General features: G+C 61.7%; 23 protein-coding genes and 1 pseudogene. 16 read left to right on the forward strand and 8 right to left on the reverse strand.

Annotated elements, in window-relative coordinates:
• Nucleotides 1-92: 92 nt before the first annotated feature.
• Together arfB and HDEN_RS12300 are read right to left on the reverse strand one after the other, a co-directional pair.
• Complete coding sequence (gene arfB, locus HDEN_RS12295) at nt 93-512, reverse strand: alternative ribosome rescue aminoacyl-tRNA hydrolase ArfB (protein WP_013216447.1); 420 nt, start codon at nt 510-512, stop codon at nt 93-95.
• A gap of 92 nt (nt 513-604) precedes the next feature.
• Complete coding sequence (locus tag HDEN_RS12300) at nt 605-2221, reverse strand: phytoene desaturase family protein (RefSeq protein ID WP_013216448.1); 1617 nt, start codon at nt 2219-2221, stop codon at nt 605-607.
• Nucleotides 2222-2480: 259 nt separating this feature from the next.
• On the opposite strand from HDEN_RS12300, the gene HDEN_RS12305 reads away from it, so the two are divergent.
• On the forward strand, nt 2481-2732 hold the full coding sequence (locus tag HDEN_RS12305) for a hypothetical protein (RefSeq protein ID WP_013216449.1): 252 nt from the start codon (nt 2481-2483) through the stop codon (nt 2730-2732).
• Between the two features lie 392 nt (nt 2733-3124).
• Here HDEN_RS12305 and HDEN_RS12315 read toward each other — a convergent pair whose 3' ends face one another.
• Complete coding sequence (locus HDEN_RS12315) at nt 3125-4021, reverse strand: branched-chain amino acid aminotransferase (protein ID WP_013216451.1); 897 nt, start codon at nt 4019-4021, stop codon at nt 3125-3127.
• A gap of 203 nt (nt 4022-4224) precedes the next feature.
• On the opposite strand from HDEN_RS12315, the gene HDEN_RS12320 reads away from it, so the two are divergent.
• The 3 genes from HDEN_RS12320 to HDEN_RS12330 are packed head-to-tail and all read left to right on the forward strand — an operon-like array spanning nt 4225 to nt 6984.
• Nucleotides 4225-4806, forward strand: a complete 582-nt coding sequence (locus tag HDEN_RS12320) for a MarR family winged helix-turn-helix transcriptional regulator (RefSeq protein ID WP_013216452.1) — start codon at nt 4225-4227, stop codon at nt 4804-4806.
• The gene (locus HDEN_RS12325) at nt 4803-5519 is read left to right on the forward strand and encodes a response regulator transcription factor (protein ID WP_150103258.1); all 717 of its coding nucleotides are present in this window, start codon (nt 4803-4805) and stop codon (nt 5517-5519) included. The genes HDEN_RS12320 and HDEN_RS12325 overlap by 4 nt, the downstream gene beginning before the upstream one ends.
• A gap of 49 nt (nt 5520-5568) precedes the next feature.
• Complete coding sequence (locus HDEN_RS12330; protein WP_013216454.1) at nt 5569-6984, forward strand: ATP-binding protein; 1416 nt, start codon at nt 5569-5571, stop codon at nt 6982-6984.
• Between the two features lie 237 nt (nt 6985-7221).
• Here the strand turns inward: HDEN_RS12330 and proC are convergent, their stop codons facing one another.
• The 3 genes from proC to HDEN_RS12345 form a co-directional block, all read right to left on the reverse strand.
• Nucleotides 7222-8049 (reverse strand): pyrroline-5-carboxylate reductase, encoded by an 828-nt coding sequence (gene proC / locus HDEN_RS12335; protein ID WP_013216455.1) that lies wholly within the window; start codon nt 8047-8049, stop codon nt 7222-7224.
• Nucleotides 8050-8082: 33 nt separating this feature from the next.
• Nucleotides 8083-8580, reverse strand: a complete 498-nt coding sequence (locus HDEN_RS12340; RefSeq protein ID WP_013216456.1) for a type III secretion system chaperone family protein — start codon at nt 8578-8580, stop codon at nt 8083-8085.
• 265 nt (nt 8581-8845) lie between these two features.
• On the reverse strand, nt 8846-9109 hold the full coding sequence (locus HDEN_RS12345; RefSeq protein WP_013216457.1) for an accessory factor UbiK family protein: 264 nt from the start codon (nt 9107-9109) through the stop codon (nt 8846-8848).
• 178 nt (nt 9110-9287) lie between these two features.
• Here HDEN_RS12345 and lgt point away from each other — a divergent pair, with 178 nt between their 5' ends.
• From lgt to ahr, 7 genes are all read left to right on the forward strand, one after another.
• Nucleotides 9288-10127, forward strand: a complete 840-nt coding sequence (lgt, locus tag HDEN_RS12350; protein WP_013216459.1) for a prolipoprotein diacylglyceryl transferase — start codon at nt 9288-9290, stop codon at nt 10125-10127.
• Nucleotides 10124-11263, forward strand: coding sequence for a class I SAM-dependent methyltransferase (locus tag HDEN_RS12355; RefSeq protein WP_013216460.1), 1140 nt, complete (start codon nt 10124-10126; stop codon nt 11261-11263). The genes lgt and HDEN_RS12355 overlap by 4 nt, the downstream gene beginning before the upstream one ends.
• 16 nt (nt 11264-11279) lie before the next feature.
• Nucleotides 11280-12053 (forward strand): peptidoglycan editing factor PgeF, encoded by a 774-nt coding sequence (gene pgeF / locus HDEN_RS12360; RefSeq protein WP_013216461.1) that lies wholly within the window; start codon nt 11280-11282, stop codon nt 12051-12053.
• Nucleotides 12054-12255: 202 nt separating this feature from the next.
• Nucleotides 12256-13302: a hypothetical protein gene (locus tag HDEN_RS12365; protein WP_013216462.1), complete on the forward strand. Its 1047-nt coding sequence runs from the start codon at nt 12256-12258 to the stop codon at nt 13300-13302.
• A 108-nt stretch (nt 13303-13410) separates the two neighbouring features.
• Complete coding sequence (locus HDEN_RS12370; RefSeq protein ID WP_244466213.1) at nt 13411-14406, forward strand: ribose-phosphate pyrophosphokinase; 996 nt, start codon at nt 13411-13413, stop codon at nt 14404-14406.
• 146 nt (nt 14407-14552) lie between these two features.
• Complete coding sequence (locus tag HDEN_RS12375; RefSeq protein ID WP_210160327.1) at nt 14553-15458, forward strand: hypothetical protein; 906 nt, start codon at nt 14553-14555, stop codon at nt 15456-15458.
• Nucleotides 15459-15563: 105 nt separating this feature from the next.
• On the forward strand, nt 15564-16568 hold the full coding sequence (gene ahr / locus HDEN_RS12380) for an NADPH-dependent aldehyde reductase Ahr (protein ID WP_013216465.1): 1005 nt from the start codon (nt 15564-15566) through the stop codon (nt 16566-16568).
• Nucleotides 16569-16600: 32 nt separating this feature from the next.
• On the opposite strand, the gene HDEN_RS12385 is transcribed toward ahr, so the two are convergent.
• Nucleotides 16601-17014 (reverse strand): Fur family transcriptional regulator, encoded by a 414-nt coding sequence (locus HDEN_RS12385; RefSeq protein ID WP_013216466.1) that lies wholly within the window; start codon nt 17012-17014, stop codon nt 16601-16603.
• Nucleotides 17015-17297: 283 nt separating this feature from the next.
• Here HDEN_RS12385 and HDEN_RS12390 point away from each other — a divergent pair, with 283 nt between their 5' ends.
• The 5 genes and pseudogenes from HDEN_RS12390 to HDEN_RS12410 all read left to right on the forward strand — a co-directional run bounded on the left by HDEN_RS12390 (nt 17298) and on the right by HDEN_RS12410 (nt 21142).
• Nucleotides 17298-18026 (forward strand): 50S ribosomal protein L25/general stress protein Ctc, encoded by a 729-nt coding sequence (locus HDEN_RS12390; RefSeq protein WP_013216467.1) that lies wholly within the window; start codon nt 17298-17300, stop codon nt 18024-18026.
• Between the two features lie 116 nt (nt 18027-18142).
• A pseudogene (pth, locus tag HDEN_RS12395) lies at nt 18143-18691 on the forward strand (aminoacyl-tRNA hydrolase); the annotation flags it as partial.
• A 238-nt stretch (nt 18692-18929) separates the two neighbouring features.
• Nucleotides 18930-19664 carry a hypothetical protein gene (locus tag HDEN_RS12400; RefSeq protein WP_013216469.1) on the forward strand — a complete coding sequence of 245 codons (735 nt, stop codon included), beginning with the start codon at nt 18930-18932 and terminating at the stop codon, nt 19662-19664.
• A 114-nt stretch (nt 19665-19778) separates the two neighbouring features.
• Complete coding sequence (ychF, locus tag HDEN_RS12405) at nt 19779-20876, forward strand: redox-regulated ATPase YchF (protein ID WP_013216470.1); 1098 nt, start codon at nt 19779-19781, stop codon at nt 20874-20876.
• A gap of 23 nt (nt 20877-20899) precedes the next feature.
• On the forward strand, nt 20900-21142 hold the full coding sequence (locus tag HDEN_RS12410) for a DUF3297 family protein (RefSeq protein WP_013216471.1): 243 nt from the start codon (nt 20900-20902) through the stop codon (nt 21140-21142).
• A 13-nt stretch (nt 21143-21155) separates the two neighbouring features.
• Here the strand turns inward: HDEN_RS12410 and HDEN_RS12415 are convergent, their stop codons facing one another.
• A complete protein-coding gene (locus HDEN_RS12415) occupies nt 21156-21461 on the reverse strand; it encodes a hypothetical protein (RefSeq protein WP_013216472.1) in 306 nt (101 codons plus the stop codon).
• Nucleotides 21462-21482 lie beyond the last annotated feature (21 nt).

The raw sequence follows: 21482 nt of genomic DNA on the forward strand, positions 1-21482 counted from the left end.
CGAACAAAGCGAACAACGCTTACCATCGGCATGCGCGAGGTCGCGCGTGCGCAGGTCAGCGATCCGCTTTCGGCTGTAATGTCTGGTGCGGATCAATCGAAATCGACTTTGCGGCTGCGCATTTTCTTGACCTTGCCGCGCGCGGTTTTGGAATTGACGCGCTCCTCGCGCGCACCGCGTGACGGCTTGGTTTTGATGCGCGGTTTGGGACGTTCGAGCGCCTCGACGATCAGTTCCTGCAGACGCGCACGCGCATCGGACCGGTTCTGATCCTGGCTTCGAAAACGATCGGCCTGGATGACGAGGATGCCTTCGGTCGTCAGGCGACGCCCGGCGAGACGCTTCAGCTTGCCGCGCGCGAAATCCGGGATCGAGCGGTTGGCCGCGAGATTGAAGCGCAATTCGACTGCGGTCGAAACCTTGTTGACGTTCTGTCCGCCAGGTCCCGAGGCGCGAATGAAACGTTCCTCGATCTCGGCTTCGTCGATCTCCAGCGCCGGTGTAATGCGCACGCTACGCCCCCTCGACCGCCGCAGCGACCGTCAGACCGTCAGCATCAGGACCGCCGACACTCGCAATCACACACGTCGCAACGTGCATCTCGTCACCTCTTCGAGCGCCAGCGCTTCATGTCTTTGACGATCTCCCGCGCGGCGTTCATGCCCGGCACGCCGGTGACACCGCCTCCCGGATGTGCGCCGGACCCGCACAGATAAAGGCCCGGCAGCGGCATCCGGTAATTGCCATAGCCCAGAACGGGGCGCGCCGAAAAGAGCTGCCCGAGGCCGAGCTGTCCATGAAAGATGTCGCCGTCGACGAGGCCGAAGCGTTGTTCGAGATCGAGCGGTGAAAGCACCTGGCGGCCCACTACGGAAGATTTGAAATTCGGTGCATGCCGCGTCACCGTCTCGATGACGAGATCGGCGAAGGCTTCTCTCTCGTGCGCATTCGTCCAGCTTCGACCGTCGGGCAGCTTCGGCGCGACGTGCTGCACGAAGAGGCTCGCGACGTGGCGTCCGGGCGGCGCGAGCGATGGATCGAACGTTGACGATATCAGCATTTCGACGACCGGCTCGCGCGACCAGCCATACGTGCGGGCGTCGAGATAGGCACGTTCGAGATAGGAAAGCGTCGGACCGATGACGATGCCGGAGCCGTGATGCGGACCCAAATCTTTCCCTGGCCTGCTCGTGAAATCCGGAAGTTCCGCGAGCGCCACGTTCATCCTGAACGTTCCAGATCCTGTCTTGATCGCGAGAAACGTTTCGCGCGTTTCGGGATCGACATCGCCGGCTGCGATGAGATCGCGGAAGAGAAGCTTCGGTCCGACATTGGCCGCGACTGCGCGCGCTTTCACGATCTCGCCTGACTTCAGCACGAGTCCCGCCGCACGTCCTCTTTCGACAAGCACGCGTTCGACCGGTGCATTGACGCGAATGATCGCGCCTCGCGATTGCGCCGCCCGCGCCATCGCCTGCGTGATGGCGCCCATGCCGCCCTTTGCGTGACCCCAACGTCCGGGCTTGCCGTTCACTTCTCCGAAGCAGTGATGCAGCAGCACGTAGGCCGTGCCCGGCGTCGATGGCGCGGCATAGGCGCCGACGATACCGTCGAAGGCAAACGCCGCTTTAACGGTTTCATTCTCGAAGCGGCGATCGAGAAAATCGGCGGCGCTTGCCGTGAACAATTCGAGCAGGAGACGTTGATCGGCAAGCGACAGATTGAGAACCCGACGGCCGATCGTTCCGGCCTTGATCAATTCGAGAATGCCGCCGCCAGCGTTCGGCGGCGTGCGTGTGATGAGGTCGCGCAAGACGTCGACCGCGCGTGTGAGTTCGTTGTCGTAGGACTCGAGCCGGTCTGCATCCTTCGATGAGAAAGATGCGAATGCGTTGCGGCGCGCGACTGGATCGTACGGCACAAGCAGCGACCGCGTATCGTCCACGGGCCAGAAATTCGCGGCAGGGCGTTCGATGATTTCAAGGCCATGCCGATGCAGATCGAGATCGGCGATGACTTTTGGATTGAGTAGGCTGACGGTGTACGAGGCGACTGAGTTAGAAAACCCCGGAGCAAATTCCTCGGTCACGGCGGCGCCGCCCACAACGCCATTGCGCTCGAGAACGACGACTCGCAATCCCGCGCCTGCGAGATAGGCCGCGCTGGTCAAACCATTGTGACCGGCGCCGATTATCGCGACGTCAAAAATGTCGGGGATCATTAATTGTACCCAAGCTGATGAATTCCAGAATCTGCGTTAGGCTTGCTTGGTGATTCGCCTCCGAATTGGAAACAACCACCATCGGAGAGCGTTAAACCCAAAGTAGAGACAAGTGCGCCGGTTTTTTTCAATAGAGACAACGTCTCGTACAATTTGTTCGTGAGTTTTAACCAGCAGTTTATCGCGCGTTCCTAGCTTAGTTAAAAAACTCAAGCTAATCGGGGATCGGGCTCTGGCTGCAAATGGAGCACACGCGAAAATGCGAGCCGTCGTGACAAGTGCAGTTGCGAGATTTGCGCCGGAGAAACGGCAGCAGGTCAGCCGTGCACAACTGATCGGGCTTGCCGTCGCTTCGATCGTGCCCGCAGCGGTATGGTGCGTGCTGATCAATGTCGTCGCGATGTGGATCAGCGGTCCGCTTTCGGCTCTCACGACCGCTATTATCGGCGTCACGATTGCGGTGTTCCTCGCTATCGTGTGCGCGCCGTTGATCCTGCGAGATCGCAACTAGGCTTCCAGCTTTCCATCCCTGAAGCTTACGTACCGTTCCAATCGCACTGGAGCTGACGGCAGAGCCGGCGTTTCTTTCCACCGACAATCGAACACGGTGCGGGGACGAATTCGCACTTGCGACAGGAATAGGATGAGACGCAGCCGCGCCAGCTTCCGCCCTTGCGGAAGTTGCATGTGAGAATTGTCTGGCAGTCGCGGTTGGGATTGATGGCGCCGCCCGGGCCTTCCTGAGCGCGCAAGCCTCCGCCGCCGAACGAGACGGCCACGAAGGCGAGCATTACAGCAGACAGGACTTTCGACATCCGAGCACCGCCCGTTGCACACATGGACCGAGCATCGGCCCATATGAGCGACTGTGCAAGATGGCGACGGGTGAAAACGGGCGCGTGGTTACTCGGCCGCTACGCGCTTCTTCGGTTTCACGAGCTCCGTGTAATCATTGAGCAACGTTTCGGTGATCTTGCCCGGCTTGTAGTGATGCTCGCCGATCTCGGACACCGGCGTGATTTCCGCCGCCGTGCCAGTGATGAAGCATTCGGTAAAGCTGCCGAGTTCCTCGGGCATGATGGCGCGCGCGATGACCTCGATGCCTCGCGCCTTCGCGAGGTCGATGACGGTGCGGCGCGTGATGCCGTCGAGGAAGCAGTCCGGCTCAGGCGTGTGGATGACGCCGTCTTTGATCAGGAAGACGTTGGCGCCGGTGCACTCGGCAACGCGGCCGCGGTAGTCGAGCATCAGCGCGTCGGAATATCCCGCACGCTCGGCGCGGTGCTTCTCGATGGTGCAGATCATGTAAAGACCGGCGGCTTTGGCTTTCGCAGGCGCGCAGGCCGGATCGGGACGGCGGTATTGCGCATGCGTGATGCGGATGCCTTTGAGGCGCTGCTCCATTGGGAAATACGATCCCCAATTCCACGCTGCGACCATCAGATGAATCTTGGTCTGGCGGGCGGAAACGCCCATCTGCTCGCTGCCGCGCCAGGCGAGCGGCCGGACGTAGCAATCGGACAGCTTGTTGGCTGCGACGGTATCGCGGCAGGCCTGATCGATTTCGGCGACCGAATAGGGAATGTCGAAATCCAGGATCTTGGCGCTTTCGACGAGGCGCTCGGAATGCTCGGTGAGCTTGAAGATTTCACCCTCATATGAACGCTCGCCCTCGAAGACCGCGCTGGCGTAATGCAGGGCATGGGTCAGGACGTGGACCTTGACGTCGCGCCAGGGGAGCAAAGCCCCATCCATCCAGATCAGCCCATCGCGATCGTGATAAGGAACGAGGTCGGCCATGCCCGTCAGAGTCCTTCGCTGGTTATTATCGTTTGGCGGAATCGCGGCGCTATCGTCTGTTCCGCGGCCTCGTGGCGTGCGGCGGCTGCCCGATCGTTTGGAAGACGCTTAGTCCTTGGGCGCGTCGCTCGCAAGGGCACAAGACCTGCTGCTATCCCGCGATTTGGCTTGAAACAGAATACGATTGGGACCAATAAGTCAACATGACTGACATAAATTCTGAAGGCATCGCTGCCCGTCGCGCAAAAGCCCGGGGCTCAGCCGGCGCCCCCCCTGACGGCGGGGCGCAAGGCATCGACCCCGAGATCATTTCCTGCGTGGAATTGTTCTACTTCGCCTACCGCGATTTCACCCGCGACCCCGACACGATGCTGGAACAGTACGGCTTCGGCCGGGCGCATCATCGGGTGCTGCATTTCATTCATCGCAATCCCGGCCTGAAAGTCGCGGAATTGCTGGATATTCTGAAGATCACCAAGCAGTCGCTGGCGCGCGTTCTGAAGCAGCTCATCGACGAGGGCTTCGTCATTCAGCGCGCCGGCAGCGAGGATCGGCGGGAGCGGCGGCTTTATCTGTCGGCGAAAGGCACGCGCTTGACCGATAAACTGACACAAATTCAGGTCAAACGCGTTGCCGAAGCGCTCGCGACGCTTGGTCCCGGAGCGGATCAACTCGCGCGCAAGTTCCTTTTCGCTATGATTACCGAAAAGGATCGCCCGCTCGTTGAAGTTTTGATCAAAGGCCCGCACGCCGACATTGCGGCGGAAACCGAAAGCCACGGATGAGAGGTGCAGTTATGCAGGATCGCGCCGAACTGCTTGCTGATAACGCTCCCCACATTCTCGTCGTCGACGACGACCAGAAGATCAGAGCCTTGCTCGGGCGTTTTCTGAAGAGCAACGGATTCCGCGTCACCGAAGCTCAGGATGCCGCCGCAGCGCGTTCGTTCATGCGCGGGCTTTCGTTCGACCTGGTGCTGCTCGACGTGATGATGCCCGGCGAATGCGGCCTGACCCTTGCGCGCGATCTCAAGGCGACCCGCCCCGTTCCGATCTGCATGCTGACGGCGCTCGCCGATGCGGAGGATCGCATCTCGGGTCTCGAAGCCGGCGTCGACGATTATGTCTCGAAGCCGTTCGAACCGCGCGAGTTGCTGCTTCGACTGCGCAACATTCTTCGGCGCGGCCAGACGCCTACCGCGACGCGAGACGAGATCCGCATGGGCGGCTGCGTGTTCAACACGACGCGCGGCGAACTCCGGCGCGACGACGATACGATCAAGCTGACCGAGCGCGAGCGCGACCTGTTGCGGCTGTTTGCCCAGCGCATCGGCGTCGCCGTTCCCAGGCATGAGCTTTCGAGCGACGACAGCACGGGCAGCGAACGCGCGATCGATGTGCAAATCAACCGTCTTCGTCGCAAGATCGAGGCCGACCCATCGAACCCGGTCTATCTGCAAACGGTTCGCGGCAAGGGCTATATTCTTTATACCGATTGACGCGTGATGCGCTTCGTCGTCTCCAAAGCATAGGCAAATCGAAACGGCGATGGCGGTTATCAACGAAACGACGCCCGACTCCCAAAAGGACCTGTCGCTCTACCGGCGCATCCGCGAGCATCCCCATGTCCTGCGTCTCACCAACATTGCCGGTGAGATGCTGCCGAAAGGGCTTTATGCGCGGGCGCTGCTGATCATCATCACGCCCATCGTCGTGCTCGAAGGCGTCATCGCGTTCGCGTTCATGGAACGCCATTGGCAGGCTGTCACGCGACGTCTTTCGGAGGCGACGGCGCGCGATATCGCGGCGTTGATCGATGTCTACAGCGATCTGCCGAAAGCCGACAACGCGCAGAAAATCGTCGATCTCGCGCGCGACAGGCTGAACCTCAAAATGGAAATCCTGCCGCCGGGGGATCTGCCGCCGCCCGGACCGAAGCCGTTTTTCCGTCTGCTCGACAAGGCTCTGTCGAATGAGCTTCGAAAGCATGTGCAGCTGCCGTTCTGGATTGATACCGTCGGGGAATCCCAGAACGTCGAAATCCGCGTCAAGCGCGACGACGCCATCCTGCGCTTCGTCGCGACGCGCAGCCAGACGTATGCTTCGAACTCGCACATCTTCCTGCTGTGGATGGTCGGATCGTCGGTCATTCTGCTGACCGTTGCGATCCTGTTCCTTCGCAACCAGATCCGTCCGATTCTGCGTCTCGCCGATGCGGCCGACGCATTCGGCAAGGGGCGCGCGATCTCGGAAGACTTCAAGCCGCGTGGCGCGCGCGAAGTCCGGCAGGCCGCCGTCGCGTTTCTGCAAATGCGCGACCGCATCAAGCAGCACGTCGAGCAGCGCACGACCATGCTGGCCGGCGTCAGTCACGATCTCCGAACGGTGTTGACGCGATTCAAGCTGGAACTCGCGCTGCTCGAGGATACGCCGGAAACGCGCGCGCTCTCGACCGACGTCAACGAGATGCAGCACATGCTCGAGGATTACCTCGCCTTCTCGAAGGGCGACGGCGGCGAGGAGGCGAAGCCGACGGATCTGCCGGAGCTACTGCAGGAGATCGTCGACGAAGCTTCGATCTACGCGGCGACCATCGATCTCAAGGTGCGCAAGAGCAAGGGCGATATCGTGCTGCCGCTGAAGCGACAGGCCCTGAAGCGCGCGATCACGAACCTCGTCACCAACGCCGCACGGTTCGGCGATCACATCATCATCCGCGTCGCGCCCGAGGGGCAGTGGGTGCGGATCGAAGTCGACGACAATGGTCCCGGCATTCCGGAGTCGGAGCGCGAGAACGTGTTCCGGCCGTTCTACCGGCTCGACCACGCGCGCAATCAGGATGAAGGCAACAGCGGCCTTGGGCTCGCCATCGCGCGCGACATCGCGAAAAGCCACGGCGGCGAAATTGCGCTCGGGCAGAGCTCAATCGGCGGACTACGCGCGATCATCTCGCTTCCACAGTAATACTCTAACTAACTCAATGTCTTACGTTTCTTCACTGGCTGGAACACAGCCTTGTGAGTTGACCGTTATGTTATGATATTACACCATCAGCTTATCGGTTCTGGCGTTTCTTCGACTTCGGCAAGGTGTCCTCCAAGCCTTCAGTCTCCGGATCCGAAATCCCGATCGCCGTGGGTCGCCAGCCCATTCGGGAGAAATCGGCCGCGAACATGGATTTTGACGGACTACCCAGCCCCGTCAGCTTCCGAGTTCGCGGCCTCGTTTTTTTGCAGCCAGCACGGCTTCGGTCAGCAAGTCCTGCAGACCGCCCTTCTCCCGCATCAAGACCGACAAAGCCGCGGCCGTCGTTCCACCGGGCGAGGTCACGTTTTGCCGAAGCGTCGTCGGATCGGATTGCGAGCGATGCAGAAGTTCGCCCGCGCCCGAAACAGTCGCGCGCGCGAGTTGCATCGACGTCGCGGCGTCGAGACCAGCCGCCTCGCCTGCGCGCGCCAAGGTTTCGGCGAGCAAGAAGATGTAAGCCGGACCTGATCCGGACACGGCGGTCACGGCATCGATCAACGCTTCATCGTTCAACCAGACCACCTCGCCCGCCGCGCTCAGCAGGCTTGCGCAGAGATCCTTCTGCGCTTCGGTGACGTGGGCGTTGCCAACGGCTCCCGTGATACCGCGACCGATGGCTGCCGGCGTGTTCGGCATGGCGCGGACGACGGCCGTTCCCGATGGCAGATGGCGCTCGAAGCTGGCGATCGACTTGCCTGCCGCGATCGACATCACGACCGTCGCCGGCCCAGCGCTTTTAGCAAGCTCGGGAAAGACCGAATCCATCGCCTGCGGCTTGACCGCGACGACGATCACGGACGGCGGCGATGGCAAGTCTTCAAGGTTCGCCACGGCGCTGAAGCCGTGCTGACGCTGCAGCTCGGCCGCGTCGCCTGCGAGATTGGGTTCCTGAACGATGACGTCGCGAGGCTGAAGCCCGCGAGCGATCCAGCCCGCGAGCAGCGCGGCGCCCATCTTGCCGGCGCCGGCGAGCACGACCGGGCCATCCAGTTTAAAGGACATAACGCGATATACCTTGGGCGAGAAACACCCGGATTAAGCCTGTCCCTGCGTCTCGAACATGGTCGAAACCAGGGCTTCACGGCTCTCCTTACCCGCCCACACGACGAACTGGAAGGCCTGGTAATAGCGCTCGCAGCCTTCCAGCGCCGCTTTCAGCATGGCCTCGCACTGGGCAACCGTCGCGACCGCGCCGTTGAGCAGCAGCGCGTGGCGGAACATGACGAGGCCTTCCCGCGTCCAGAGATCGAAGTGGCCGAGCCAAAGCTGCTCGTTGATCTGCGCGACGAGCCGGTACATTTCCGTCAGGCGATTTTCCGGAACGCGGAAGTCGAAGGCGCAGGCGAGATGCAAAGCCTCGAGGTCTTCGCGCCAGTTGATCGAGATGTGATAGTCGGCCCAGGTCCCGGCAACGATGAGGGTCATTTCTTCGTCGCTGGCGCGGTCGTGTGGCCAATCATGGCCGTTCGCAAGCTGCTCGATGAGATCGATCGGATTCAGGACGCGGTCAGTTTTCTGTTCCGCAACTGCCATGTGTATCGATCTCCAGTCTGCCGCGAGACGAATGGGTTTTGCGAAACGGCTCTATCAAATCAGCAAATTCGCCGTTTTTCGCTGCGCCGGACAAAACCAGACGGCTCGACGAGTCGCAAGCTGACGCCTTTGGCGCGCGAACCTTGTCCACGGTGAAAGTGGCGAAGCGCGGGCATATGCGCGTCTGCAATGCGTGTCGCGCAGTGAACTGTAGAAAACGCCGTCTAATCTGTGGATGCAGCGGAGCGCCGAACGGCGGGATGCGTCAGACCGTCTTCGGCTTGGCGATCGCGGCTTCGAGCGCGGCGATGCGGGCGGCGAGCGCTTCGTTCTCCTGACGCGCCTTTTGCGCCATTTCGCGCACGGCCTCGAAATCCTCACGCGTCACGACATTCATGTCGCGAAGAAACTTCTCGGCCTGCCCCTTGATCACGGTTTCCGTCTCGCGCCGGACGCCCTCTGCCGCACCAGCGGCTTCCGTCATCAGCTTGGCAAAGTCGTCGAACAGTTTGTTTGTCGTCTGGGTCATATCGGGTCTCAAAGACTTCAGGGCTCGCATCGACTATGGCCATTGCGGGTGCGGACCGCAAGAGAGCGGATATCCGTGGCAGCCGCAGGGCCTTGGCCGTGCTTGACATTAACCCTGCCTTCCCAAACAACCTCGGCGGGCTTGTTCATGAAGGGCCGGACCTGATTTTGGAGCATCGATGACACCCCTCGCCCTTCTGACGTATCCGAACATCGATCCGATCGCGATCGAGTACGGGCCGATCTCGATCAAGTGGTACGGCATCGCGTATCTCGCGGGCCTTGTGCTCGGCTGGCTGTATATTCGCCGCCTGATCTCGACGCCGAGGCTCTGGTTCGCAGACAAGCCGCCCATGACGCTCGAGCGCGTCGATGATCTGCTTCTGTACATGACCGGCGCGGTGATCATCGGCGGCCGCCTCGGGCAGGTGCTCCTTTACGATCCCGAGTTCTACTTCGCGAACCCGGCGGAAATCGTGAAGGTCTGGAAGGGCGGCATGAGCTTCCACGGCGCGCTGATCGCGGCCGGACTTTTCATTCTGCTCTTTTCGCGCGTATTCAAAGTCTCCGCACGATCCGTGATGGACCTGTGCTGTGCGGCTGTTCCGATCGGGCTGTTCTTCGGCCGCATCGCGAACTTCATCAATGCCGAGCACTGGGGACGCACGACGACGGCGGCCGTCGGCATGGTGTTTCCGAACGGCGGACCCGATCCGCGCCATCCGAGCCAGCTTTATGAGGCGGCGCTCGAAGGCCTCGTGATGTGGATCATCATCCGCTTCGCGACGCATCGCCTGCTGGCGCTGAAACGACCGGGTCTCGTCACCGGCATCTGGCTCATCTGGTACGCCATCGCGCGTGCGACGTGCGAATTCTTCCGCGAGCCGGAGCCCGATCATATTCTGAATATCGGTCCGTTCACGGCGGGTCAGGTCTATTGTCTGCCGATGCTGCTGCTCGGCCTCTACATGGTCTGGTCGGCGCGGCAACCGGAGGCCTCAGCAAAGGTGTCCGCTTGAGCGACGATCCGAGCACGCACCGCGATACGCCGCTCGGGCGGCTGATCAAGGAGGGCATCCAGCGCGATGGACCGATGACGGTCCAGGCGTACATGGCGCGATGCCTCTGGGACGAGCCGTTCGGTTATTATCGCAGGCAACGGGTTTTCGGGGCGTCTGGCGACTTCATCACGGCCGCCGACATCAGCCAGGTTTTCGGCGAGCTGATCGGGGTCTGGACGGGTGTCGTCTGGCAGACTGTGTTCGGCGCGCCGGGCACCATCACGCTTGCGGAATACGGACCGGGGCGCGGAACCATGATGCGCGACGCGCTGCGCGCTGCCCGCGTCGTGCCGGGATTTATCGAGGCGGTACATCCCTATCTGATCGAAGCGAGCCAGACGCTTTCGCAACTTCAGGCGACGACGCTCGCGGATTTCCGCAGCCGCGCGACGTGGGGCGCCAAGCTCGATGAGTTTTCACCGCCCGCGATCATCGTTGCGAACGAGTTCCTCGATTCCTGGCCGGTCGCGCAGTGGGTCAAGACGGTTGACGGCTGGCGCATTCGAGGCGTGGGTTTGAATGCTTCAGGGCATCTGGAATTCACCGCGGTCGACGGCGACTGTCCGCACGAGGCCTTCGATGCCCTGTTGCCCGATGCGCAGGTTGGCGCCGTCGTCGAAACGCAACGGCTTGACCGGCTGGCAGACGCCCTGCAAAGCCTGATGCAGCGCGGGCCGGTCGTGATGCTGCTGATCGATTATGGGCACACCGCCGCCGCCGCGGGCGATACGCTGCAAGCCGTCCGCGAGCACAAATATGAATCGCCGCTCGCGTCGCCCGGCGAGGCCGATCTCACCGTGCACGTCAATTTCTACGATCTCGCGTCGACGCTGCATCGCGCCGGGCTCGCTCTCGACGGTCCGGTGACGCAGGCCGAGTTTCTCGGCGCGGTCGGCATCGTCGAACGCGCGTCTCGGCTGATGTCGGCCAATCCGCAGCGGGCGGGTGAGATCGAGGCAGGCGTCGCACGTCTTCTTGCGCCAAACGGCATGGGATCGCGCTTCAAGGTGCTCGCGGCTCGGTCTCCGGATTTGCCGCCGCTCCCGGGATTCCGCGCGTCGAAAGTCGCTAGCGGCGCGCCACAACAAACCTGAAGGAGCCGCGCGCGTCATGCTTTCGCCTCTCGTAGCGGAAAACCTCAGTGCGCTGCCGGGCATACGGCACGGATTTTTCACGCGGCAGGGCGGCGTGTCGCAAGGCATCTACGCGAGCCTCAACTGCGGCCTCGGATCGAATGACGAGCCCGCCTTGGTGCTCGAAAACCGTCGCCGCATAGCGGATCATCTTGGAGGCTCGGGCGGCGCAATCGTCACGCTCTATCAGGAGCACGGCACGACGGCGCGCGAGGTCACGAGCTTTCCCGCGCGCGATGCGCTTCCTCACGCCGATGCCGTGGTCTCTGCGACGCCGGGACTTGTCATCGGCGTGCTGACGGCAGATTGCGCACCGGTCCTGCTCGCGGACGCTGAGGCGGGGGTCGTGGCCGCCGCGCATGCGGGCTGGCGCGGGGCTCTCGGCGGCATCGTCGAAAGCGCGATCCGGGAGATGGAGCGTCTGGGCGCCCGGCGCGACCGCATCCGGGGCGCGGTCGGACCGTGCATCGGGCAAGACGCCTATGAGGTCGGGCCGGAGTTCGAAGCCGAGTTTCTGAAAGCCGATCCGGCAAACCAGCAGTTCTTTTCGCGGCCGAGCCAGACGGCACGCCCGCACTTCGATCTCTCCGGCTTTGTCTTGCGACGGCTTCATGACGCGAAGATCGCGGAGGCCGTCACTCTCGCGACCTGCACTGCCGAGAACGAATCGCTTTTCTTCAGCTACCGGCGCAAAACGAAGCTCGAAGAACCCGATTACGGCCGTCAAATCTCCGCCATCGTCGTGGCCTAATCGCATAATCCACAGCGGAGTCCGACTTGACGCCCGTGTTTCGCGGGCTGATCACACTTTCGCTGGGCTGACGTCTGGACGGGCAGAGGCGGGCTGATCTAGAGGGGTTATGTCAGTCCGGTAGTATCTGAGGGAGTTCAGGCCGCGGGGTATAGTAATTCCGGCCGCCGGGAAGTTGCGGTTGGTCAAGGGGGGACGTCACGTGGCGACCTTATGCTCTGCTCGGACGCGCGCGCGCGGAAGATATCTTGTTTCGATTAAATCGGCGCTCTGCGCGTCGGTTCTCGCTCTCGGACTCGGCGGCTGCTCGTCGACACCGAGCATCCTCGGCGGCGGCGATTCAGCGCCACAGGCTTCGCTGACACAGCCGAGCGCGGCGACGCCCGTCTCGTCTCGAACGGCGAAAATTCAGATCGCTCCGATCATCGGCTCGCCCGACAATGTCGCGCGCGATCTGCAGACCGAGCTCTCCTCCGCGATCGGGCGTAACGGCCTGACCGTCGCGGCGTCGACCGATGCCACGGGCGAGTATGTGCTGCGCGGCTACATCGTTGCGGCGCGCGAAAAGACGAAAGCGAAGATTTCCTACATCTGGGACGTGACCGATCAGACGGGCAAACGCGTCCATCGCATCACGGGTGAAGAAGTCGTCGCGGGCGCAGGCAAAGATCCGTGGGCTGCCGTGACGCCGCCTGTCATCCAAGCCATCTCCGACAAGACCGCGAAGCAGATTGCAAGCTGGCTGCCGGGCGCCGGTGCCATCGTCGCGTCGAACACGCAGGCCGCAGGCACGTCGCAGTCCGCTGTGCCGGCCGCGCCGAGAGCGACTTACGAAACGGCATCCACGCAACAGCCGTCGCCGACGACGGGAAGCATCGCGACCTCGGGTCCGGTCACGGCTATCGTTCCGGCCGTCACGGGTGCGCCGGGCGATGGCGGAAGCTCGTTGACCCTGGCGATCCAGCGCGAGCTTTCGAAGCACGGTATGAGCCTCGCCAACACGCCTGACGCCCGCTCCTACAAGGTCGAAGGCAAGGTCGCGCTTGGGGCAACCAAAGACGGCAAGCAGCCGATCCAGATCGACTGGAACGTGCTCGATCCGTCGGGCAAGAAGCTCGGCACGGTTTCGCAGAAGAACGAAGTGCCGCAAGGCTCGCTCGACGGTGCCTGGGGCAAAACGGCAGATGCCGCCGCCGCAGCTGCTGCACAAGGCATCATCAAGTTGCTGCCGGATAAAAGCATAAATTAAGCAACCGGGTGGCGTGACAACATCTCGTCATAAATCAGGGCTCGGACGGTTGAATCGTCCGGGCCCAATTGCTACAAGCCCGCCCATAACAACGGTTCTGGAGTGCACATGCCTTTCGACATCAAAGGTGATGACGCCCGGAGCTTGGCGGGTCGAGGAAAGCTGGGCGTGAAGATCGTCGCGGGTAACAGCAATCGGCCACTAGCAGATGCGATCTGCGCGTACCTGAAGCTGCCGATGGCCAAGGGCCAGGTGAAGCGCTTCGCGGACATGGAAGTCTTCGTCGAAATTCAGGAGAACGTTCGCGGCCAGGACGTGTTCGTCATCCAGTCGACGTCGTTTCCCGCCAACGACAATATGATGGAGCTGCTGATCCTGATGGACGCGCTGAAGCGCTCGTCGGCGCGGCGCATCACAGCGGTCATTCCCTACTTCGGATATGCGCGCCAGGATCGCAAACCCGGCCCGCGCACGCCGATTTCAGCGAAGCTCGTCGCCAACCTCATCGAGCGCGCCGGCGCCCAGCGCGTGCTGACGCTTGATCTGCACGCTGGTCAGATCCAGGGCTTCTTCGACATCCCGACCGACAACCTCTTCGCAGCGCCAGTCATGACGCGCGACATTGAAGAGAATTTCGGAAGCACGGAAGACATCGTCGTCGTATCGCCGGACGTCGGTGGCGTCGTCAGAGCGCGCGCGCTCGCCAAGCGCATCGGCGCTCCGATCGCGATCTGCGACAAGCGCCGTGAACGTCCGGGCGAGAGCGAAGTCATGAACGTCATCGGCGACGTCGATGGTAAGCGCTGCATTCTGATCGACGACATCGTCGATTCCGGCGGCACGCTGGTGAATGCCGCCGAAGCGCTGCTGAAGAACGGCGCGACGGAAGTTTCCGCGTACATCTCGCACGGTGTACTTTCGGGCGGCGCGGTCAGCCGAATTCAGAATTCGCGTCTGAAATCGCTGGTCATTACGGACTCGATCCTGCCGACGGAAGCCGTCAGAGCCGCCAAGAACATTCGCGTTATTTCGATCGCGCCGCTGATCGGCGAAGCGATCCTGCGCACGAGCCGCGAAGAGAGCGTCTCAAGCCTCTTCTACTGATCCCAAAATCACGCTGCGATCGGAAAATTGCCCGCCGCCGTGTTTGTGATGGCCGGGAAAAATTCCTCATGCCATAGCTTCCTCAGCAAAAATGACGGGGATTCAATTCCCGCGGGGGAAGCGTGCATCGGGACTCGGCGCGCATATTGATCAGACGCCTTATCGCGCTCGCAGTTTCGATCGCCGCGAGCGCGTGCGCGACCGCTGCTGTCGCCGGTCCATCCCTCGACCAATTTGAAATCAAGAACCTCGAGTCTGTACCGGGCGCCATCGAGATCCAGAGCCAGAACGATTTTTCGTCGGGCAATCCGAGACGCCGCGTCCTGCCGGATGGCTCCGGCATCATCGCAGATCCGAATACGATTACTCGACAACGCGAGGGGCTGGAGATCGAGGTTGGGCTGACGTCGTTCGTGAAAATACGCCTCGGCGTCGAATTCGAGCAGGGCCGGATCGACGATCCGAAATCGTTCAGCGATGCGCAGCGGATAGGGCCGCTGGAATTCGACGGCTACGGCGCGGAATCCATCTGGACTGTCATTCCCAGAAAAGGCGATGGCATCGGCGCGGGCTTTCTCGTCCAGTGGGAACAGTCGGCGCATTCGGATGAAGCATCGACGCTGACAATCGGGCCGATCTTCGAATGGCAGCAGGGCGCGTGGAGCGCGTCGCTCAATCCAACCGTCATACAGTATTTCGGAGGCGAACCCGAGGACAAGCACAAGATCGATTTCGGTTACGCGGTGCGCGTCATGTACCAGTCTTCGAAAGAACATGCCCTGGCGCTGGAATCGTATGGCGGGATCGAGCGCATCAGCGGCGGCAACATCGGCGAAGCGGAACGTCTTTTCGGAAAATTCAATCAGTATCGTCTTGGACCCGTTTTTTATTGGACATTTGGTGACGATGACGATGACGAGGCGTCGTCCGGCAATAAAAAAGAAGAGGCAGAGCGCAACGTCGAGACTACGATCGGCACGGGGCTGCTCTTCGGTCTCAATAAAGACACGCCTGCCACAACATTGAAACTTAGCGTCGAGATAGATTACTGAATTTTTCAGGCCGTTTCGCAAAAAGACCGGCGCCAAGCGGAGCGAATTGATATCGCTCGCACTGCAATCAATCCCAATCGCAAGTCGTGAAATGAGGATCGATACATGACAATCAAAGGCTGGGCCGCGACAGCGGCGAACCGTCCTCTCGAACCGTTCGAATACGATCCGGGCCCTCTCGGCGCCGACGACGTCGAAGTTGCCGTCGAGCATTGCGGCATCTGCCATTCCGATGCGTCGATGATGAGCAACGAGTGGGGCATCACGACGTATCCGATCATTCCGGGACACGAGGTGATCGGCAAAATCGTCGCTCTCGGCTCAAACGCCAAAGGACTGACGATCGGCCAGCGCGTCGGCATCGGCTGGGCATCCGGCAACTGCATGCACTGCGAACAATGCGTTTCGGGCGATGGCAATCTTTGTCCGCAAGGTCAGGCGACCATCGTCGGCCGGCATGGAGGTTTTGCCGATCGCGTGCGCGTGCAGTGGCCTTGGGCGGCTCCCATTCCGGATGGGCTCAGCGCCCGAGATGCGGGACCTCTGATGTGTGGCGGCGTCACTGTATTCACGCCTTTCCGCGCCTTTGACGTGCGTCCGACGGATCGCGTTGGCGTTGTCGGCATCGGCGGTCTCGGGCACCTCGCTTTGCAGTTTGCCAAGGCGTGGGGCTGCGAAGTGACCGCTTTCACCTCCAACGATTCCAAAGCCGATGAAGCGCGCGGTTTCGGAGCGCATAACATCGTCAACTCGCGCAACGAAGATGCGATCAAGAAAGCGGCGCGCACGCTCGATCTGCTGATCGTGACCGTCAACGTGCCGCTCGACTGGCGCGCCATGCTGGCGACGCTCAGGCCGAAAGGCCGGCTGCATTTCGTCGGCGCGGTTCTCGAACCCATTCCGGTTCACGCGTTCGACATCATCATGACGCAGCGGAGCGTTTCAGGTTCGCCCAACGGCGCGCCGACGACGACTGCGCAGATGCTGAACTTTGCTGCGCGTCACAACATCCTGCCGCAGACGGAGCACTTCCCGCTGGCGAAGGTGAACGACGCGATGCAGCACCTGCTCGACGGCAAGGCGCGCTATCGCATCGTGCTCGACATGTAAGGCTTGGTGGAAACGTACAGAGCGGGCGGCGCTCAGTCGATGCCGCCCGACACGCAAGCCGCGCAACGGCCGCGCAATTCCATCGTCATCGAACGCACCTTGAAGTCGTTCTTGCCCGCCCAGCTCTGCAGGCTTTTGACGGCGGCGGGGCTGTCGAATTCCTTAACCGTCCCGCAGGCGTCACAGATGGCGAACACGGCCTTGCCCTGGTGGTGCGGGTGCTCGCAAGCGACGAACGCGTTCAGGCTTTCGAGCCGGTGCGCGAGGCCGTCGTCGATCAAGCGTTGTAGAGCCCTATAAACGGTCGGCGGGGCGCTGACGCCTTTGACGCGGACCTTTTCGATCAACTCATAGGCGCTGAGCGGGCGGCCGACGTCGCGCAGGGCTTCGACGATGATCTTGTCCTGATCGGCCGCACTCCGGCGCTTGGAAGGCTTTCGGACCATACTTTGCGGCATCTCCAGACCCCGACCTGCCGGACGAATCGTCCACATTTTCTACGGCGCCGGACTAATATGCTGATTTCCGGGGTAACTTTCCAGTCTGCTCGAAGTAAAGGCTGACGCAGGGACCCGGCCGGCAAGCATTGCGCGTGCCGCCAAGCCCGGTTATACACCCGCCATCTCATGAAGACATTCCTGAGACGCCGCACGGCACCCTTGGAGGCCGGTTCGCGGCTTTTGGCTCTTTCCGATAGGCGGAGAGAGCATAACACTCGGAGACGATGCCATGTCTGAGCTCATCACGCTCAAGGCTACGGCGCGCCCGCGTGCAGGCAAGGGGGCCGCACGCCAAGCTCGCCGCGATGGAAATGTACCCGCCGTCATTTACGGCAACCAAGAAACCCCGGAAACGATCAACCTCGAATACAACGAGCTGTGGAAGCAGGTCCTGCGCGGCCACTTCACCTCGACCGCGATCGAACTCGACGTCGAAGGCACGAAGCACATCGTGCTTGCTCGCGACGTGCAGGTCGATCCCATTCGCGACACGCCGTTGCATGTCGATTTCCAGCGCGTCGGCAAGGACGGCGTCATTCGGGTTTCGATTCCGATGCACTTCGTGAACGAGACGCTCTCGCCCGGCTTGAAGCGCGGCGGCGTGCTCAACATCGTGCGCCACGACGTGGAAGTCTTTGCGCCGTACGACAAGATTCCGCGCTTCTTCGAGATCAACCTCGAAGGCCTCGAGATCGGACGCTCGATCCACATTTCGGCCGTCAACATGCCGGAAGGCGTGACGCCGGTGATCAAGAACCGCGATTTCACGATCGCAACGATCGCAGGCGCGCTGAAGGGCGATGACGACTCCGCGTCGTCGACGTCTGACGCTGCTGCTCCTGCCGATGCGAAGGGTGCGGCTCCCGCCGCTGCCGGCAAGGCCGCTGCGCCTGCAGCGAAGGGCGCGGCTCCGGCCGCTGCTAAGCCTGCTGCCGCAAAGCCTGCCGCGAAGAAGTAAAATAAACGAACGGCGCGGTCGTCAGATCGCGCCGTTTCTGCCTGAGGCGGAAGGCAAAGTCTTTGTAGCGCCTTCCGGCCGGCTCGCCGGAGGCGAGTCGGAAGGCGCAAGCAAAAATGAAGCTCTTCGTCGGTCTCGGAAATCCCGGTGAAAAGTACAGCGCCAACCGCCACAACATCGGTTTCCTGGCGCTCGACCGGATCGCGGAGCGTCACGGCTTCGCGCCGTGGCGGAAGAAATTCCAAGGACTCGTTTCGGAAGGCACGATCGGCACGGACCGCGTTCTGCTGCTGAAGCCCGAAACGTACATGAACGAAAGCGGCCGCTCAGTCGGCGAAGCACAGCGCTTTCTCAAGATTCCCATATCCGACGTCTACGTCTTCCACGACGAACTCGATCTCGCGCCGGGCAAGGTGAAGGTGAAAGCGGGCGGCGGCAACGCGGGTCACAACGGCCTGCGCTCGATCTCGGCACACCTCGAAAATGACTACAAACGCGTGCGTCTCGGCATCGGCCATCCGGGCGCCAAGGATGCCGTCGTCCATTACGTGCTCAACGATTTCGCGAAATCGGAACGCGGGTGGCTGTCGGATCTCCTCGACGCGGTTTCGGACGCCGCGCCCTATCTCGCAAAAGGCGATGACTCGCGCTTCCTGAGCGACGTCGCGAAAACGCTTTATGCCGAGCCAGCGCCCAAGAAAACCAAGGACGCATCCGAGGATGAGGCTCGGCCGCCCGTCAAAAAGCCGGCCTCCACGTCACACCCGTCCGGAGAACGCTCCTCCAAACGGCAATCGGCGCTTGCCGAGAACTTGAAAAAATGGCTCGGTGCGCGAAAGTCGGGAGATGGCGACGCGTAACGCGTTTCGCCCGGGGCACAAGTTCGAGCGTTGAGGTTTGCCGATGACCGATTACCAAGCGGAAGCCCGTCCGGGCTGGCTCGCGTCGCCTCTCGGCAGCCGCCTCAATCTTGCGATCGGCGCGCTGGCGCTGCTGTTCACACTTGGCGTCTTCGGCAACGTCGTATGGGATGCCTATCGTTCGAACACCAAAGACAAGAGCGGCGTGAAGCGGATCATCGCGAAGCGGTGGAACGAACGCACGCTGGTGTTTCCCGTCGAAGGCGCCGACCGTGCCGGACGGCGCGCGCTGTTCGATGTCGTCGTGCTGACCAAAGACTATGGCTGGGTTCGCGGCTCGACGACGGAGCTTGAGAAGTTCGATCGCCGCCTGTCGCCGGACGACATTCAGACGGAAGTTCTGGCGCCTCAGCTTCGGCAAGGTCTCGGCTCGGCGCGCGGGCTGATCGCGGTCGGTCTCGCCAGTCAGGAAGGCGCAGTCGAGCGCGAGGAACAGCGTGGCGGGTTGCGAGCCGAACGGATCGCGCAATGGGTGCGCGAGGCGCTTGGCGGCGACGTTCCGATGTGGACGCTGAACCTCGGCCGCTACATCGAGCCGTGCCTCGAGTGCGAAGACGCCGATACGAGCTGGCAGCGGCCGTTCATCGTCATCGCGGTGCGGAAGGCGGACGACGGAACACACATTTCCGAGGCGCTTGCGGACGCCATGTCGGACACAATCAACCTGCCGAGCCCCGACCGCTATTCGACGTTTGCGTTCGCCAAGTACAAGAAGTGAGCCAAAGGGCCGCACGGGCGGCCGATTTCGCTTCACAAGGCGGCGTGTCTCGCTTAACCCACGGCCATCACCTTCCATCACCTCGCAACTCACTCGGGCGGAATTCTCCGAACTATGGGCTTTAAATGCGGTATCGTCGGCCTGCCGAACGTCGGCAAGTCGACCCTCTTCAATGCGCTGACGCAGACGGCTGCGGCGGAAGCTGCGAACTATCCGTTTTGCACAATCGAGCCGAACGTCGGCGAAGTCGCGGTTCCCGATGCGCGGCTTGAAACGCTTGCCAAGATCGCGGGCAGCAAAGAGATCCTTCCGACGCGCCTGACCTTCGTCGATATTGCGGGCCTCGTGCGCGGCGCATCGAAAGGCGAAGGTCTCGGCAATAAATTCCTTTCGCACATCCGCGAGGTCGACGCCGTCGCCTACGTGCTGCGCTGCTTCGTCGACGACGACATCACGCACGTTGAAAATCGTATCGATCCGTTGGCCGACGCCGATGTCGTCGAAACCGAGCTGATGCTCGCCGATCTCGAAAGCCTCGAAAAGCGCGTCTCGCAAATCGAGAAGAAGGCCAAGACCGGCGACAAGGAAGCGAAAGCGCAATTCGCCGTCATGGAGAAGCCGCTGCTGCTGCTCCGCGAAGGCAAGCCTGCGCGCCTTGCCACCATGACGCCGGAAGAGATGCCCGCTTTTCGCGCGCTGCAACTGTTGACCTCGAAGCCGGTCGTCTACGTCTGCAACGTCGAGGAAAGCGCGGCGGCACACGGCAACGCTTATTCGAAGCAAGTCGAAGAGCGCGCGAAGGCCGAAGGCGCGGCCGTCGTCATCATCTCGGCCAAGATCGAAAGCGAATTCGCGGGGCTTGCTCCGGAAGATCGCGATGCGTTCCTTGCGGAAATGGGTCTTGACGAGCCTGGCCTCAATCGACTGATCCGCGCCGGCTACTCCCTGCTCGATCTCGTGACGTATTTCACTGTCGGGCCGAAGGAAGCGCGCGCCTGGACGATCACGCGCGGCACGAAAGGCCCGCAAGCTGCGGGCGTCATTCATACCGATTTCGAAAAAGGCTTCATCCGCGCGGAAACGATCGCCTACGCCGACTATGTTTCCGGAAACGGCGAAGCGGGGGCCAAGGATGCGGGAAAAATGCGCCTGGAAGGCAAGGAGTATGTCGTCCAGGATGGCGACGTCATGCACTTCAGGTTCGCAAACTAAGATACTTCCTAGGATAATCGGCCATGACCGACACGCTGCCCGATCGCCTGTCCAACGACCCGAAAAGCCCCTTCTACGATGAGGAGCTTTTGAAGCGCGATATCGGAATCCGCTTCAACGACGTCGAGAAGACGAACGTCGAAGAATACTGCGTCAGCGAAGGTTGGGTTCGTGTCGCAGCGGGGAACGCCAAGGACCGATCCGGCCGACCCATGACCTTGAAGCTCAAGGGCAAGGTCGAACCGTATTTCAGAACTGCCGAGTAACTAACTCGCGTACCTATCGCGCGGCGCGGCGTTTGCGTGTCGCGGCGGCCTTGCGTGCCGAGGCGCTGCGCGCTGCGGCCGGACGAGACGCTGCCGCCTTGCCGCCGATTTTACCGCCGCGTTTCGACGAGACGTTCGTGTCCTTTTTTCCGCGGCCCGAACCGCTCTTGTTGCCGCCGCCGCTTTCCTTGTTCACGGTCGCCCAGGCCCGGCGTTCGGCTTCGTTCTCGCCGATGCCACGCTTCTCGTAGCCTTCCTCGATGTGTTCGGCTTTGCGTTTTTGCTTTGCGGTGTATGAGGATTTATCGCCTCGGGGCATTGCCTGTCTCCTTGAAGATTC

It is taken from the genome of Hyphomicrobium denitrificans ATCC 51888, assembly GCF_000143145.1.
GTDB lineage: Bacteria > Pseudomonadota > Alphaproteobacteria > Rhizobiales > Hyphomicrobiaceae > Hyphomicrobium_B > Hyphomicrobium_B denitrificans.

Coding starts and splice junctions, on each gene's coding strand:
- HDEN_RS12300 (WP_013216448.1), bottom strand. CDS start 2,221: ATGATCCCCGACATTTTTGACGTCGCGATAATCGGCGCCGGTCACAAT.
- HDEN_RS12305 (WP_013216449.1), top strand. CDS start 2,481: ATGCGAGCCGTCGTGACAAGTGCAGTTGCGAGATTTGCGCCGGAGAAA.
- HDEN_RS12315 (WP_013216451.1), bottom strand. CDS start 4,021: ATGGCCGACCTCGTTCCTTATCACGATCGCGATGGGCTGATCTGGATG.
- HDEN_RS12320 (WP_013216452.1), top strand. CDS start 4,225: ATGACTGACATAAATTCTGAAGGCATCGCTGCCCGTCGCGCAAAAGCC.
- HDEN_RS12325 (WP_150103258.1), top strand. CDS start 4,803: ATGAGAGGTGCAGTTATGCAGGATCGCGCCGAACTGCTTGCTGATAAC.
- HDEN_RS12330 (WP_013216454.1), top strand. CDS start 5,569: ATGGCGGTTATCAACGAAACGACGCCCGACTCCCAAAAGGACCTGTCG.
- proC (WP_013216455.1), bottom strand. CDS start 8,049: ATGTCCTTTAAACTGGATGGCCCGGTCGTGCTCGCCGGCGCCGGCAAG.
- HDEN_RS12340 (WP_013216456.1), bottom strand. CDS start 8,580: ATGGCAGTTGCGGAACAGAAAACTGACCGCGTCCTGAATCCGATCGAT.
- HDEN_RS12345 (WP_013216457.1), bottom strand. CDS start 9,109: ATGACCCAGACGACAAACAAACTGTTCGACGACTTTGCCAAGCTGATG.
- lgt (WP_013216459.1), top strand. CDS start 9,288: ATGACACCCCTCGCCCTTCTGACGTATCCGAACATCGATCCGATCGCG.
- pgeF (WP_013216461.1), top strand. CDS start 11,280: ATGCTTTCGCCTCTCGTAGCGGAAAACCTCAGTGCGCTGCCGGGCATA.
- HDEN_RS12370 (WP_244466213.1), top strand. CDS start 13,411: ATGCCTTTCGACATCAAAGGTGATGACGCCCGGAGCTTGGCGGGTCGA.
- ahr (WP_013216465.1), top strand. CDS start 15,564: ATGACAATCAAAGGCTGGGCCGCGACAGCGGCGAACCGTCCTCTCGAA.
- HDEN_RS12385 (WP_013216466.1), bottom strand. CDS start 17,014: ATGGTCCGAAAGCCTTCCAAGCGCCGGAGTGCGGCCGATCAGGACAAG.
- HDEN_RS12390 (WP_013216467.1), top strand. CDS start 17,298: ATGTCTGAGCTCATCACGCTCAAGGCTACGGCGCGCCCGCGTGCAGGC.
- HDEN_RS12400 (WP_013216469.1), top strand. CDS start 18,930: ATGACCGATTACCAAGCGGAAGCCCGTCCGGGCTGGCTCGCGTCGCCT.
- ychF (WP_013216470.1), top strand. CDS start 19,779: ATGGGCTTTAAATGCGGTATCGTCGGCCTGCCGAACGTCGGCAAGTCG.
- HDEN_RS12410 (WP_013216471.1), top strand. CDS start 20,900: ATGACCGACACGCTGCCCGATCGCCTGTCCAACGACCCGAAAAGCCCC.
- HDEN_RS12415 (WP_013216472.1), bottom strand. CDS start 21,461: ATGCCCCGAGGCGATAAATCCTCATACACCGCAAAGCAAAAACGCAAA.